Below are 12804 nucleotides of genomic sequence, written 5' to 3' on the forward strand. Positions count from 1 at the left end.
CACCTACTTCGCCGACGCGCCATGAGCCAGAACGTCACGGGCAATTCCCCCCGCTCCCATTCGTCGCGATCGAACTGGAGCGCGTCGCAGCATCGCGCGCTCCGCAAGGAACTGTTGATCCTGCGATCCGAAGTCGAGCGGCTCGAACTCGCGGAAGCCGCCGGCGAAATGCGCCAGGCCGTCACGCGCTTCAGCTGGCTCAAGGTGTTCATCCCCGGCCTGTCCAGCAACAAGTTCGGCCAGTCCGCCAGGAACCTGAACGCGAGCCTCGGCCAGCTCGTCAACCAGTATCCGATGCTGAGTTCGCTCGCATCGCTCGTGCTCGCCAAACCCGTTCGCTCGCTGCTGCGCGCGAGCGCGGGGCCCGCGCTGAAGTGGGGCACCCTCGGTTTCGCTGCATGGGAGGTCTACCGGATCTGGAAGGCGTCCCGCGACGAGCGCGGGCTCGACGCGCACGACGACTGATCGTCGGCATCCTGCGCGCACGGCCATCCGCCGTGGCGCGCCTTTCGTTCGAACTCAACGCACACCCCAGCACGCGGCGACCTGTCCGTCGACGGCATCACTTCGGACATTGCCTTTCGTCCCGTCCGAGCGCAACGTGAACGCGCCGCATGCATCGCCGTGCATCGGGCCGGTGTCGAGCGGGATGGCTTCCAGCTCGTAGCTCACGGCCGAATCGTCGCCGTCCGGCCGCCGGAGCGCCAAACGATAGACCGCGCGGCCGTCCGGCGGCGCTTGCGCGAGTGCCGTGGGCAATGCCGAAGGCGGTACGCCCTCCAGTGCTTCGAAATATTGGGCCGCCCGGTACAGCGCGGCGACTGCCGATGCGCGATGAGCGCGCGCCACCTGCTCGCGATACGACGGGATACCCCATCCGGCCAGCACCGCGACGATCGCGAGCACGATCATCAGCTCGATCAGCGTGAATCCCGCCGCGCGTTGCATGGATGGGCCACCGCTCATCGAAGCACCGTCGCGACGTGACGCCAGCGCAAGGCGACGATGTGTCCGTCGCGGATCGCGACCTGATGCTGCAGCCAGACGGCGCTCGATGCATGCGCACCGACACCGCGCGCGGTGACCACGTACGCACGGGCATCGGCCGGCCCTGCCCCGCGCCACGCTTCGATCAGGCATCGTGGCGGTTGCCCGACCGCCGGCCATCCTGCGAACGGCGCGAACGCTTCGGCCGCCGCCAGCGCCGGCGCGCGCCGCCACGCGTCGGGCTCCTCATGCGACTCGCCTTCGCTTACGTAGGGCGCCGAGCCCCGGCGCAATCGCGCTGTGCACGCAGCAAGCGCGGCATCGGCCGCGTGAAATGCGACCAGCCGATCGGACAACACGCGCGTGCGGCGCGATTCCGTCAGCGCAGCCTCGAACCACGTGCCTGTCAACGCCGCAACCGCCGCGCCGACCGCGATCACCGCGGGCAATGCAAGGCCCGCTTCGCGACGCCGATCGCGGCTGGTTGACCGCAAGCGCAGGTGCGGCGCTCGCCGTCTCGACGCCAGGGCCTCCGCACCCGCAGCCCGCCGCAGGTCTTCGCCACTTGTCGCGATACGCTCGCGGGTGTTGCCTGCCGCGCCGCATCCCGACCGCTGCGGCGCGTACCGCCCCGCTCCGCTCATCGCGGCACCTCGCGTTCATCCATTGCATCGCGCGGCGTATCGTCGAATGCGCCCGCGACATTCCTCAACGCGACGATGCGATCGAGCGTCATGCGCGCGCGGCCGTCTTGTGCAACGACGGTGCGACCATCGCAGTCGACGTGCCGCGCCGGCTCGCCCGACGGTTCACCGCGCGCCCGCACGCAGACATGCACGGCCACGACCTCGCGCCAGTCGTCGACGCGCATGGCATCGGCATCGACGAACTGCGTGCCTCCGCGACGAAGATAGCGCACCCGCAACTGATCGATTCCCGACACGACCGGCTGCGGCGTGCCCGGACGGCCGTTTCCTTCGCAATACAGTTCGGGCTCACCCGTCGACGGACTAACGTGCACATCGAAGCGGTTCTCCACCGGCGCACGTTCGCCGGCCCCGCCAATACCCTGCCCGAGGCAATCCGGCACCTGGCCGCTAACGGTGGCCCACGTCGACACGGCGTCGCCGACATACCGGACCAGCAGCGCGTCCGATACAGCGCGCACGGGCTCGCACCGCACTTGCGCGCCACTTCCCCTCACACGCGCCATCGAACAGCCGAACACCGGCGGCAACGACGACACGCCCCCTGCATCGAGCGGCCGGAATCCTGCCATCTGGATCTGCTGGCCGATCAGCATCAGTGCGGTGCCGGCCGCATCGCGCATCCGGAACCCGTCGTCCGCACGCCGCTGGGCGATGCGCTGCGCGTGGAGCAGCGCACCGGCCGCCACGAGCACGAGCAGACCGACGGTCATCGCAATCAATACTTCAAGCAGCGTATGCGCACGCGTGCGGCGATCAGCGTTCATCGGCGTCAGTCTCCCGATACGGAATCCGGACGCAAGACGACAGCTGCGCCGGCCTGCCCGTCGCATCGCATCGCGGCCCGGTAGCCGCATGACCGCCGCGCCAGCCGACAACCGCGTAGCTGACGCCACCCGGCCCATCGCCACGCGTCATCGCGCCACCAGGCAGCGACGCCGCGGCCCGCGCCGCGAGGCCATCGTCAGCCTGCGCGGCCACGTGCAAGCGCTCGATACGCGCATCAGCCAGCCACAGCGCGCGTTCACGCCAGATCGTCGCGCGCTGCGCACGCGCCATCGCAAGCTGGCTGCCCGCCACGGCCAGCATGACGGCCGCGAGGAGCGCGACGGCCAGCATCGCTTCGAGCAGCGACGTGCCGCGCATTACGCTGCGCATGACACTCACGCCGCGTCGCAGCGGCCGGCGACAACCCGCGCCCGGCCACCTGCCGCGATCCGCACGCAACGCGACGCACGTGTCGCGTCAGCCCCCGATATGTCGCGTCGCGGACTCAATTCGAAGCGCCGGATACCACCGATTGCCTGACCGACCGGCGGCGCAAACGCGAGATCGTGCGCCGCACCCGCGACGGCCACCTCGACATCGCGCGGATAGCGCCTCAGCACGCGTGACTGCCCGTCGACCTGCCCGCTGACGATCCAGTCGCACGACCATTCGGCCGGATCGCACCGCTCACCCGCACGCAAACAGGTGCCGCCGCTCCCGGCCCTGCACAGCGTGACGCGCACGCCGAGGCGCATCGCCTCGGTACGTGCAAACGACAGCGCGCCGAGCAACGCGCGCGAGCGTGCATCCACACGTTCACGCATGCGCCACTGATCAAACGCGGGCGCCGCATGGAGCGCGAGCCCGGCCGCCAGCGAAAGCGCGACCATCAGCTCGACGAGCGTGAACCCGCCCGAGCGGCGCAACACATTATTCAGGGGTAAAGCGTGCAGTCCCATCGCAGCCGTCCTTCGCCAAGGTGATGCGACGACTGTAGCGACGCGTGCGGACGCGCGCCATTTGCCGAACGGCCGACTGGCGGCATGCGATCGCGACCGACACAATCGGCGCGAACTGATCCAACGGAGAAGACGATGAACGGACGCAGCGCGTCAGCGCTTACGCGGAGTCTTGGCGGGAGAGGCGCGACGGAACTCTTCGATCACGTCGGCAAATTCGGAAACGTCCTCGAACCGGCGATACACCGATGCGAAGCGGACATAAGCGATCGTATCGAGGCCGCGCAACTCGTTCATCACGAGTTCGCCGAGCTTCTCGCTACGCACTTCGCGCTCGCCTGTCGCGAGCAGTTGATACTCGATGCGGGCGACCGCCGCGTCGATCGCGTCGGCAGCAACCGGCCGCTTGCGCAGCGCGAGTTGCATGCTGGCGACGATCTTGCGACGGTCGAACTCCGTGCGGCTGCCGTCCTTCTTCACGACGAACGGCAGGGACAGCTCGACCCGCTCGTACGTCGTGAAGCGCTTGTCGCAAGCCGAGCAGCGACGGCGCCGCCGGATCGCGGCGCCATCTTCGGACACGCGCGAGTCCACGACCTGCGTGTCGTCATGCCGGCAGAACGGGCAGCGCATCGTCGATCAGCGATAGACCGGGAAACGCTTGGTCAGCTCGGCGACCTGCGCGCGCACGCGCTCGATCGTCGCTGCATCTTCCGGGTTGTCCAGCACGTCAGCGATCAGGTTGCCCACCTGTTCCGCTTCCGCCGGACCGAACCCGCGCGTCGTCATCGCCGGCGAGCCCAGGCGCACGCCGCTCGTCACGAACGGCTTTTCCGGATCGTTCGGGATCGCGTTCTTGTTCACCGTGATGTGCGCCGCGCCGAGCGCAGCTTCCGCTGCCTTGCCCGTGATGTTCTTCGCGCGCAGGTCGACCAGCATCACGTGGCTTTCCGTGCGGCCCGACACGATCCGCAGCCCGCGCTTCACCAGCGTTTCCGCCAGCACACGTGCGTTCTCGACCACCTTCTCCTGGTACGCCTTGAATTCCGGCGACAGGGCTTCCTTGAACGCCACCGCCTTGCCCGCTATCACGTGCATCAGCGGGCCGCCCTGGATCCCCGGGAAGATCGCCGAATTGATCGGCTTCTCGTACTCCGCCTTCATCAGGATCACGCCGCCGCGCGGGCCGCGCAGGCTCTTGTGCGTCGTCGTCGTCACGAAGTCCGCGTGCGGCACCGGGTTCGGGTACACGCCTGCAGCGATCAGGCCGGCGTAGTGCGCCATGTCGACCATCAGGTACGCACCGACCGACTTCGCGATCTTCGCCAGACGCTCGAAATCGATCTTCAGCGAGAACGCCGACGCGCCCGCGACGATCAGCTTCGGCTTGTGTTCCTGCGCCAGCTTCTCGGCCGCTTCGTAATCGATGTCTTCGTTCTCGTTCAGGCCGTAGCTCACCACGTTGAACCACTTGCCCGACATGTTCACCGGCGAACCGTGCGTCAGGTGGCCGCCGTGCGCGAGGCTCATGCCCATGATCGTGTCGCCCGGCTTGAGCATCGCGAAGAACACGCCCTGGTTCGCCTGCGAACCCGAGTTCGGCTGCACGTTCGCCGCTTCCGCGCCGAACAGCTGCTTCACGCGATCGATCGCCAGCTGCTCGACCACGTCCACGTATTCGCAGCCGCCGTAGTAGCGCTTGCCCGGATAACCTTCCGCGTACTTGTTCGTGAGCTGCGAACCCTGCGCGGCCATCACCGCCGGGCTCGTGTAGTTTTCCGACGCGATCAGCTCGATGTGATCTTCCTGGCGGCGGTTTTCCTGCTCGATCGCAGCAAAGATTTCGGGATCGACGTTCGCGATGGTGCTTTGGGCTCTGTCAAACATACGGTTTCCGTTAAGTGTGTACAGGTTGACCGAAGTGGCCGAGTACGGTGCGCTGCTGGCGGGACCAGCTCGACGTGGCGGAAGAATCCGTATGACGCGAGGCAGGACAGCCACCGGCGATGCACGCGACGGCGCACAACGGCTGCCCAGGCGAACGGCAAAAACGGCGCCCCGCGCTTCACGGTGGGATGCTCCACCTTGAACCCGAAGGGTTCTATCGCCAGTCACGCAGGGGTGATGAGCGCGTTAGTGTATTGGATGCGTCATGAATAGGCAACCGCACGGCGGTGCGCCCGAAGCAATTGGGGCCAGACTCTACGCGCCCGTGCCGGAACGCTTTGCCGCCTTGCCGCGGTGCGGCATTCTCAGTAGGCTTGCGGGATATCACCCGCTATTTTGTCTTCGACCAGGAGCAGCAATGATCGTGTTCGTCACAGGCGCGTCCGCCGGCTTCGGCGCCGCCATCGCCCGTGCCTTTGTCAACGGAGGCCACCGCGTCGTCGCGACCGCGCGTCGCAAGGATCGTCTCGATGCGCTCGCCGCCGAACTCGGCGATTCCCTTCTGCCACTCGAGCTCGACGTACGCGATCGCGCGGCCGTCGAGGCCGTGCCGGCCGCCCTTCCCGCCGAATTCGCGGCGCTCGACGTGCTCGTCAACAACGCCGGCCTCGCGCTCGGCGTCGAGCCGGCCCAGAAGGCCAGCCTCGACGAATGGCACACGATGATCGACACGAACTGCACGGGCCTCGTCACGGTCACGCACGCGCTGCTGCCCGGCATGATCGAGCGCGGCCGCGGCCATATCTTCAATCTCGGCTCGGTCGCGGGTTCGTACCCTTATGCAGGCGGAAACGTCTACGGGGCGACCAAGGCTTTCGTCAGACAATTCAGCCTGAACCTGCGCGCCGACCTGCTCGGCACGCCGTTGCGCGTCACCGACATCGAGCCCGGCCTGTGCGGCGGCACCGAATTCTCGAACGTCCGTTATCGCGGCGACAACGAAAAAGCGGCGAACGTCTACAACAACGTCCAGCCGCTCATGCCTGAGGACATCGCCGACACGATCTACTGGATCGCGACGCGCCCGGCGCATGTCAACGTCAACACGATCGAGCTGATGCCGATCGCGCAAGCACCCGGCGGCCCGACCGTCCATCGCGGCTGAAGCCCCGCTGGCCGGCCCCTTCGGGCCGGCCAGCAGTGTGCTACCGCATACTACATTCCGTTACGAATCGGTTACGAATCAGGCTCCTGCCTTCCGGTAGAATGCGCGCCATGACCCAGCCTACCCGCTCCCCGGAAGCGCCCTCCGGCTTCATCTGGCCGGTGCGCGTGTACTACGAGGATACCGACGCAGGCGGCATCGTCTTCTATGCCAACTACCTGAAGTTCTTCGAACGCGCCCGCACCGAGTGGCTGCGCGCCTGCGGCATCGACCAGCGTCGGCTCGCCGACGATACCGGTGCGATCTTCGTCGTCCGCAGCACGTCGCTCGACTACCGCGCACCGGCGCGACTCGACGACACCCTGGCGATCACGAGCCGGCCCGGACGCATCGGCCGCGCATCGGTGGAGTTCACGCAGGAAGCCTGGTGTGGAGACACGCTGCTCGTGGCCGGGCACATCCGCCTCGGTTGCGTCGACCGTACCGGCATCCGGCCCGCGGCGATCCCGCCGGCCGTGCTCGACGCGCTGGAACGCGGGCCCGTCATCGACGACGGGCAGACTGCACTGTCAACGAAGCTCGCATGAGCGCCGTTTAGACACAGCCTATGAACTTGCCTTTCTGATTCGATACTAAGCAAGGTTCGGCGCCAGGCATGGCCGGCGCGCCGCGCCGCACGCATACCGGGCGCCCCGAAGGGACGTTACTCAAACCTCTATGAACACTTCTCAAGACCTGTCGATCATTTCCCTCGTCCTCAACGCGAGCGTGCTGGCCCAGGCCGTGATGGGGCTGCTGCTGCTGCTGTCGCTGATGTCGTGGACCTTCATCTTCCGCAAGTGGTTCGCGATCCGCCGCGCCCGCGCGCAGACCGAACGCTTCGAGAAGGATTTCTGGTCGGGCGGCGACCTGCAGGCGCTGTACCAGAGCGCAGCCAACAACCGCCACACGATCGGCGCGCTCGAGCGGATCTTCGAATCGGGCATGCGCGAGTTCCTGAAGGCGAAGGAAAAGCGCATCAGCGATCCGGGCCTCGTGCTCGACGGCGCACGCCGCGCGATGCGCGCGTCGTTCCAGCGTGAAATGGACGTGCTCGAAGCGAACCTCGCGTTCCTCGCGTCGGTCGGCTCGGTCAGCCCGTACATCGGCCTGTTCGGCACGGTCTGGGGGATCATGAACTCGTTCCGCGGCCTCGCGAACGTGCAGCAGGCCACGCTCGCGAACGTCGCGCCAGGCATCGCCGAGGCGCTCGTCGCCACCGCGATCGGCCTGTTCGCCGCGATTCCGGCCGTGGTCGCGTACAACCGCTACGCGCACGACATCGACCGCCTCGCGATCCGCTTCGAGACCTTCATCGAAGAGTTCTCGAACATCCTGCAGCGTCAGGCCCAGTAAGGAGCGCGCCATGGCAGGAAGCCCCATCCGATCCAGCATGCGCGGCGGCCGCTCGCGCCGTGCAATGGCCGACATCAACGTCGTGCCGTACATCGACGTGATGCTGGTGCTGCTCGTGATCTTCATGGTCACCGCACCGCTCGTCGCCCCGTCGATCATCAACCTGCCGACCGTCGGCAACGCCGCGCCGCAGGAGCAGACGCCGCCCGTCGTCGTCAACATCAAGGCCGATCGCACGATGAGCGTCAAGTACAAGGGCGACTCGGGCGCGACCCAGGAAGACACGATGACGAAGGCCGAGCTCGACAGCTTCATCGTGGCCCGGCAGGCCGATCATCCCGACCAGCCGGTCGTGATCGCGGCCGACAAGACCGTGCAGTACGATGCAGTCATGACCGTGATGTCCGATCTGAAGGCGCGCGGCGTCAAGCGCGTCGGCCTCCTCGTCAAATCGCAATGAACCGGCAGCAATCCACGCGCAGCTCCGCCTACCCGCCTCAACCTCCCCGCGAGCGCGGTACCTGGCGCGCATTCGCGCTCGCCGCGCTGATGCACGTGCTGCTCGCGCTGTTCCTCTATCACGGCGTGCAGTGGCAGAACAGCACGCCGGCCGGCGCCGAAGCCGAGCTGTGGACCGAGGTGCCCGACGTGCCCGCACCGCGGCCCGTCGTCACGCCCGCGCCGCCCGCGAAGGTCGCGCCCCCCGCTCCCCCCGTGCGCGACGAGCAGGCCGACATCGCGCTGCAGCAGAAGAAGCGGCAGCAGGAAGCGGCCGCGCGTGAAGCGCTGCTCGAGCAGCAGCGCCGCGCACAGCAGTTGAAGGCGCAACAGGAAGAGGAAGCCCGGCGCGCGCAGCTTGCCGCGCAGCAGGCAGCCGCACTCGCCGCGCAAAAGGCCGCGGAACGCGACCGGCAGAAACAGGCCGACAAGCTCAGGCAACAGCAGCTCGCCGAGCAGCAGAAGCTTGAGCAGCAGAAGCTCGAACAGCAGAAACTCCAGCAGCAGAAGCAGGCGCAGCTCGAAGCACAGCAGGCGGCGAAGGCGAAAGCCGACGCGGCCGCGAAGGCAAAGGCGGAAGCCCAGGCCAAGGCGAAGGCCGAAGCCACCGCACGCGCGAAGGCCAATGCGGCGGCGAACGCGAAGCTCGACCGCGAGCGCAGTGCGCGTCTCGCGCAGATGCAGGGCCTGTCCGGCGCCGGTGAAGGCGGCGGCGAAGGCCTCGCGAAAAGCGGCACCGGTACGGGTTCCGGCGGCAATGCCGCGACGCCCGGCTATGCCGACAAGGTGCGCCGCCGCGTCAAGCCGAACATCGTTTGGGGCGGCGAGCGGGCAGGCCTGACCACCGTCGTCAAGATTCGGTGCACGCCGTCCGGTGACGTATTGAGCGCATCGGTCTCCCGCTCCAGCGGGAATTCGGGGTGGGATCAAGCCGTGGTCAATGCGATCCACGCATCGGTCCCGTTGCCGCCCGATTCTAACGGTCGTACCCCGTCTGACATTACGATTACCTTCAAGGCGGCGGAGTGAAACGAAATGCGCTTACACTCCGGGCGTCGCTGTCGGACGGGAACGAATCGGGTATTTTTACTGTCTCTGCCGTTGCGCAGCGATCCAAGCCATACGGGAAGCAAGAAGCATGAGTTTGATGACAAAGCTAGGTTTCAGGGCACTCGTGGCCTCGTGTCTGATTACGGCGGGCAGCGCCGCTAACGCCCAGGTCAACGTGCTGATCACCGGTGTCGGGTCGACCCAGTTCCCCATCGCCACCGCGAATTTCGCGAACGAGGCGAACCTGCCGCAGCAGGTCACGTCGATCGTCCGCGCCGACCTCGCCCGCAGCGGCAAATTCACCAACATCGACGCAGGCAGCACGCCCGTGCCGGAGACCGCATCGGTCGATCTCGGCGCATGGAAGGCCAAGGGCGCCAATGCGTTCGTCGCCGGCAGCGTGAACCGCGAGGCGAACGGCCAGTACAAGGTCAACTTCATCCTGTACGACACCGTGAAGCAGCAAAGCCTCGGCGGCCTGTCGCTGACGGCCACCGACACCACGCTGCGCACGGCCGGCCACAAGATCGCCGACTACATCTACCAGAAGCTGCTCGGCGTGCGCGGCGTGTTCGCCACGCGCCTGTCGTACGTGATCAAGACCGGTAACCGCTACCAGTTGCAGATCTCGGATTCGGACGGCCAGAACGCGCGCATCGCGCTGTCGAGCACCGAGCCGATCATCTCGCCGTCGTGGTCGCCGAGCGGCACGAAGGTCGCGTACGTGTCGTTCGAGCGCAAGAAGCCGATCGTCTACATTCACGACCTGCCGACCGGCCGCCGCTACATCGTCTCCGACCAGAAGGGCAACAACAGCGCACCGGCATGGTCGCCGGACAGCAACACGCTGGCCGTCGCGCTGTCGCTGACGGGCAATACGCAAATCTATTCGGTCAATTCGACGGGCGGCGGCCTGCGCCGCCTCACGCAGAGCAGCTCGATCGACACCGAGCCGTTCTACTCGCCGGACGGCCGCTGGATCTACTTCACGAGCGATCGCGGCGGTGCGCCGCAGATCTACCGGATGCCCGCACAGGGCGAGAGCGCCGGCGCCGCGCAGCGCGTGACCTTCACCGGCAGCTACAACACGAGTCCGCGTATCAGCCCGGACGGCAAGCTGCTCGCTTACATCTCCCGCACGGGCGGGGGCTTCAAGCTGTACGTTCAGGATCTGCAATCGGGCGCGGCGAACGCCATCACGAATACGAATCGCGACGAATCGCCGAGCTTCGCGGCAAACGGCCAGTACCTTCTGTACGCTACCCAGTCGGGTGGTCGCAATGTTCTGGCAGCAGTGCCCTCCGACGGCAGCGCGCCGCCGCAAATCCTGTCCGTCCAGGGCGGCTCCGTACGTGAGCCGTCGTGGGGGCCCTTCATGCAATGACCACAAGGAGAGTAACCATGATGTCGAATAAAGCTCGTCTGGCCCTGGCCGTGATGATGATCAGCGCGCTCGCAGCGTGCAAGTCGGGCGTGAAGCTCGACGACAAGGCCAACAACGCGGGTGCGGTCAGCACGCAGCCGAGCGCCGACAACGTCGCGCAAGTGAACGTCGATCCGCTGAACGACCCGAACAGCCCGCTCGCGAAGCGCAGCATCTACTTCGACTTCGACAGCTATTCGGTGAAGGACGACTACCAGTCGCTGATGCAGCAGCACGCCCAGTACCTGAAGAGCCACCCGCAGCGCCACGTGCTGATCCAGGGCAACACCGACGAACGCGGCACGAGCGAGTACAACCTCGCGCTGGGCCAGAAGCGTGCGGAAGCCGTCCGTCGTGCGATGGCACTGCTCGGCGTGAACGATTCGCAGATGGAAGCCGTGAGCCTCGGCAAGGAAAAGCCGCAGGCAACGGGTCACGACGAAGCATCGTGGGCGCAGAACCGTCGCGCCGACCTCGTCTACCAACAGTAAGTAACGGAAGAATCGCCGTATGACGCACCGTGTATCCCTGCTGCGCGTTGCCGCAGCATTCTGCGTCGCGGGCGCGGCGTGGTCGGTCGCGCCGGCGCACGCCGGCGTGTTCGACGACAACGAAGCGCGCCGCGCCGTGCTCGATCTGCGCACCAAGACCGACAACCTGGCCAGCCAGTTGTCGGCCGCCCAGCGTACGATCCTCGATCAATCCGGCCGTCTCGACCAGCTGAACCAGCAGGTCGCGACGCTGCGCGGCGAGAACGAGGATCTGACGAACCGGCTGACGACGCTCGAACGGCAGCAGAAGGAGTACTACCAGGATCTCGACACGCGGCTCAAGAAGTTCGAGCCGCAGCAGGCGACGATCGATGGTGTCGAAGGCACCGTGCAGCCGGGTGAAACGGATGCGCTCAATGCGGCGCAACAGCAGTTCCGCAACGGCAACTTCAAGGCGGCCGCGGCTTCGTTCCGCGCGTTCATCGCGAAGTATCCGCAGAGCCCCTACCAGCCGACCGCGCAGTACTGGTACGGCAATGCGCAATACGCACTGCGCGACTACCGCGGTTCGACTGCGACGTGGCAAGGGATCGTCAGCAAGTTCCCGCAGCACCCGCGCGCGGCCGACGCCCTCGTGGCGATCGGCACGAACCAGCTCGAGCAAGGCCAGAAGGCGGCCGCGAAAAAGACGTTCGAGCAGGTCGTCTCGCAGTACGCCGGGTCGAATGCTGCACAGACGGCGCAGGGCAAGCTTGAAACGATCAAATAATTATCGCGGCGGAATGTTGACAGCCTGATATTCCGTCGCTATAATCTTTTGCTCTTTGGGTCGTTGCCCAAGTTGTTCAAGCAACGAACCAACAGGTTTCAAGAACGTGGGGTGGTAACTCAGTTGGTTAGAGTATCTGACTTTTAATCAGAGAGTCGAGGGTTCGAGTCCCTCCCACCCTACCAACTATCTTTGATAGTGCAAATAAAGCCTCCCAAGCGGAGGCTTTTTTGCGTCTGTCGCATCCGTGTCGATGGCAGGCATCTCCGCGATGCGGGCCGCACTACTCGGCGCCTCCCCCCGGTTCCGGCAGAAGCGACTTTCCCTTCAAGCCGGCGTAAAGAAACGCGATCGTGAAAGCGATCGAGATGATCGACTCGAGCCACATGTTCGTGAACGTGTCGACTGTTGCGCTGGCTAGCGGCCAGGCCGGATCGTAGCGCACCGGCACCGTGTCGCCGAACTCCACCGTCACGAAGCTCCCCGGAAACGAAACGCGTTCGCCGCTTATCGTCACGAACTCGATCAACGGGTGATGCGCGCCGTGGGTTAACCGGACGACCGTCCCTTGCACGGCAACGGACGATTCGATAAACGCGAGCCGTTCGTCGATCGTTTCCGCACCCCACACCGCCAGGATCGCGCCGATCGCCAGCGCCACGCAATTGAACCTCGCAGGCTTGTCGACCATCATGTTCCCGGTAT

17 protein-coding genes, 1 tRNA gene and 1 riboswitch are annotated in these 12804 nt (G+C 66.2%); of the genes, 10 read left to right on the forward strand and 8 right to left on the reverse strand.

Annotation, left to right across the window (positions count from 1 at the left end):
* Nucleotides 1-21: 21 nt before the first annotated feature.
* A complete protein-coding gene (locus tag L810_RS04410; RefSeq protein WP_021157160.1) occupies nt 22-465 on the forward strand; it encodes a DUF3318 domain-containing protein in 444 nt (147 codons plus the stop codon).
* 54 nt (nt 466-519) lie between these two features.
* Here the strand turns inward: L810_RS04410 and L810_RS04415 are convergent, their stop codons facing one another.
* The 7 genes from L810_RS04415 to glyA all read right to left on the reverse strand — a co-directional run bounded on the left by L810_RS04415 (nt 520) and on the right by glyA (nt 5308).
* On the reverse strand, nt 520-948 hold the full coding sequence (locus L810_RS04415) for a type IV pilin protein (protein ID WP_021157161.1): 429 nt from the start codon (nt 946-948) through the stop codon (nt 520-522).
* A 14-nt stretch (nt 949-962) separates the two neighbouring features.
* On the reverse strand, nt 963-1424 hold the full coding sequence (locus tag L810_RS04420; RefSeq protein ID WP_042973188.1) for a pilus assembly protein: 462 nt from the start codon (nt 1422-1424) through the stop codon (nt 963-965).
* Nucleotides 1425-1627: 203 nt separating this feature from the next.
* The gene (locus L810_RS04425) at nt 1628-2461 is read right to left on the reverse strand and encodes a PilW family protein (RefSeq protein ID WP_021157163.1); all 834 of its coding nucleotides are present in this window, start codon (nt 2459-2461) and stop codon (nt 1628-1630) included.
* Entirely contained in the window at nt 2451-2852 is a 402-nt protein-coding gene (locus L810_RS04430; RefSeq protein WP_042973170.1) for a hypothetical protein, read from the reverse strand. The genes L810_RS04425 and L810_RS04430 overlap by 11 nt, the downstream gene beginning before the upstream one ends.
* 5 nt (nt 2853-2857) lie before the next feature.
* Nucleotides 2858-3421: a GspH/FimT family pseudopilin gene (locus L810_RS04435; protein WP_051392154.1), complete on the reverse strand. Its 564-nt coding sequence runs from the start codon at nt 3419-3421 to the stop codon at nt 2858-2860.
* A 153-nt stretch (nt 3422-3574) separates the two neighbouring features.
* On the reverse strand, nt 3575-4054 hold the full coding sequence (nrdR, locus tag L810_RS04440) for a transcriptional regulator NrdR (RefSeq protein ID WP_006476792.1): 480 nt from the start codon (nt 4052-4054) through the stop codon (nt 3575-3577).
* Nucleotides 4055-4060: 6 nt separating this feature from the next.
* Nucleotides 4061-5308 carry a serine hydroxymethyltransferase gene (gene glyA, locus L810_RS04445; protein WP_021157166.1) on the reverse strand — a complete coding sequence of 416 codons (1248 nt, stop codon included), beginning with the start codon at nt 5306-5308 and terminating at the stop codon, nt 4061-4063.
* A gap of 137 nt (nt 5309-5445) precedes the next feature.
* Nucleotides 5446-5546: riboswitch (ZMP/ZTP riboswitch) on the reverse strand.
* A gap of 180 nt (nt 5547-5726) precedes the next feature.
* Between glyA and L810_RS04450 the strand changes: the two genes are divergently transcribed.
* From L810_RS04450 to L810_RS04490, 9 genes are all read left to right on the forward strand, one after another.
* Entirely contained in the window at nt 5727-6473 is a 747-nt protein-coding gene (locus L810_RS04450) for an SDR family NAD(P)-dependent oxidoreductase (protein WP_021157168.1), read from the forward strand.
* A 101-nt stretch (nt 6474-6574) separates the two neighbouring features.
* Complete coding sequence (ybgC, locus tag L810_RS04455) at nt 6575-7060, forward strand: tol-pal system-associated acyl-CoA thioesterase (RefSeq protein ID WP_042973175.1); 486 nt, start codon at nt 6575-6577, stop codon at nt 7058-7060.
* Between the two features lie 130 nt (nt 7061-7190).
* Nucleotides 7191-7868, forward strand: coding sequence for a protein TolQ (gene tolQ / locus L810_RS04460; RefSeq protein ID WP_021157170.1), 678 nt, complete (start codon nt 7191-7193; stop codon nt 7866-7868).
* A gap of 10 nt (nt 7869-7878) precedes the next feature.
* Nucleotides 7879-8328 carry a protein TolR gene (tolR, locus tag L810_RS04465; RefSeq protein ID WP_011351075.1) on the forward strand — a complete coding sequence of 150 codons (450 nt, stop codon included), beginning with the start codon at nt 7879-7881 and terminating at the stop codon, nt 8326-8328.
* Entirely contained in the window at nt 8325-9395 is a 1071-nt protein-coding gene (gene tolA / locus L810_RS04470) for a cell envelope integrity protein TolA (RefSeq protein WP_021157172.1), read from the forward strand. The genes tolR and tolA overlap by 4 nt, the downstream gene beginning before the upstream one ends.
* A gap of 109 nt (nt 9396-9504) precedes the next feature.
* Nucleotides 9505-10800 (forward strand): Tol-Pal system beta propeller repeat protein TolB, encoded by a 1296-nt coding sequence (tolB, locus tag L810_RS04475; RefSeq protein WP_027788267.1) that lies wholly within the window; start codon nt 9505-9507, stop codon nt 10798-10800.
* Between the two features lie 17 nt (nt 10801-10817).
* The gene (pal, locus tag L810_RS04480; RefSeq protein ID WP_021157174.1) at nt 10818-11330 is read left to right on the forward strand and encodes a peptidoglycan-associated lipoprotein Pal; all 513 of its coding nucleotides are present in this window, start codon (nt 10818-10820) and stop codon (nt 11328-11330) included.
* Nucleotides 11331-11349: 19 nt separating this feature from the next.
* Complete coding sequence (gene ybgF / locus L810_RS04485) at nt 11350-12099, forward strand: tol-pal system protein YbgF (RefSeq protein WP_021157175.1); 750 nt, start codon at nt 11350-11352, stop codon at nt 12097-12099.
* A 108-nt stretch (nt 12100-12207) separates the two neighbouring features.
* A tRNA-Lys gene (locus tag L810_RS04490) sits at nt 12208-12284 on the forward strand.
* Nucleotides 12285-12382: 98 nt separating this feature from the next.
* Here the strand turns inward: L810_RS04490 and L810_RS04495 are convergent.
* A complete protein-coding gene (locus tag L810_RS04495; protein ID WP_021157176.1) occupies nt 12383-12793 on the reverse strand; it encodes a DUF3592 domain-containing protein in 411 nt (136 codons plus the stop codon).
* Between the last annotated feature and the right edge of the window lie 11 nt (nt 12794-12804).

The sequence above is a fragment of the Burkholderia sp. AU4i genome (assembly GCF_000466765.1).
GTDB lineage: Bacteria > Pseudomonadota > Gammaproteobacteria > Burkholderiales > Burkholderiaceae > Burkholderia > Burkholderia cepacia.

What these genes read in the sequence shown, in the direction of transcription:
- tolA (WP_021157172.1), top strand. Translation starts at nt 8,325, where the DNA reads ATGAACCGGCAGCAATCCACGCGCAGCTCCGCCTACCCGCCTCAACCT.
- tolQ (WP_021157170.1), top strand. Translation starts at nt 7,191, where the DNA reads ATGAACACTTCTCAAGACCTGTCGATCATTTCCCTCGTCCTCAACGCG.
- L810_RS04430 (WP_042973170.1), bottom strand. Translation starts at nt 2,852, where the DNA reads ATGCGCAGCGTAATGCGCGGCACGTCGCTGCTCGAAGCGATGCTGGCC.
- L810_RS04495 (WP_021157176.1), bottom strand. Translation starts at nt 12,793, where the DNA reads ATGATGGTCGACAAGCCTGCGAGGTTCAATTGCGTGGCGCTGGCGATC.
- tolB (WP_027788267.1), top strand. Translation starts at nt 9,505, where the DNA reads ATGAGTTTGATGACAAAGCTAGGTTTCAGGGCACTCGTGGCCTCGTGT.
- nrdR (WP_006476792.1), bottom strand. Translation starts at nt 4,054, where the DNA reads ATGCGCTGCCCGTTCTGCCGGCATGACGACACGCAGGTCGTGGACTCG.
- L810_RS04435 (WP_051392154.1), bottom strand. Translation starts at nt 3,421, where the DNA reads ATGGGACTGCACGCTTTACCCCTGAATAATGTGTTGCGCCGCTCGGGC.
- glyA (WP_021157166.1), bottom strand. Translation starts at nt 5,308, where the DNA reads ATGTTTGACAGAGCCCAAAGCACCATCGCGAACGTCGATCCCGAAATC.
- ybgC (WP_042973175.1), top strand. Translation starts at nt 6,575, where the DNA reads ATGCGCGCCATGACCCAGCCTACCCGCTCCCCGGAAGCGCCCTCCGGC.
- L810_RS04425 (WP_021157163.1), bottom strand. Translation starts at nt 2,461, where the DNA reads ATGAACGCTGATCGCCGCACGCGTGCGCATACGCTGCTTGAAGTATTG.
- L810_RS04450 (WP_021157168.1), top strand. Translation starts at nt 5,727, where the DNA reads ATGATCGTGTTCGTCACAGGCGCGTCCGCCGGCTTCGGCGCCGCCATC.
- L810_RS04410 (WP_021157160.1), top strand. Translation starts at nt 22, where the DNA reads ATGAGCCAGAACGTCACGGGCAATTCCCCCCGCTCCCATTCGTCGCGA.
- pal (WP_021157174.1), top strand. Translation starts at nt 10,818, where the DNA reads ATGATGTCGAATAAAGCTCGTCTGGCCCTGGCCGTGATGATGATCAGC.
- tolR (WP_011351075.1), top strand. Translation starts at nt 7,879, where the DNA reads ATGGCAGGAAGCCCCATCCGATCCAGCATGCGCGGCGGCCGCTCGCGC.
- ybgF (WP_021157175.1), top strand. Translation starts at nt 11,350, where the DNA reads ATGACGCACCGTGTATCCCTGCTGCGCGTTGCCGCAGCATTCTGCGTC.
- L810_RS04415 (WP_021157161.1), bottom strand. Translation starts at nt 948, where the DNA reads ATGCAACGCGCGGCGGGATTCACGCTGATCGAGCTGATGATCGTGCTC.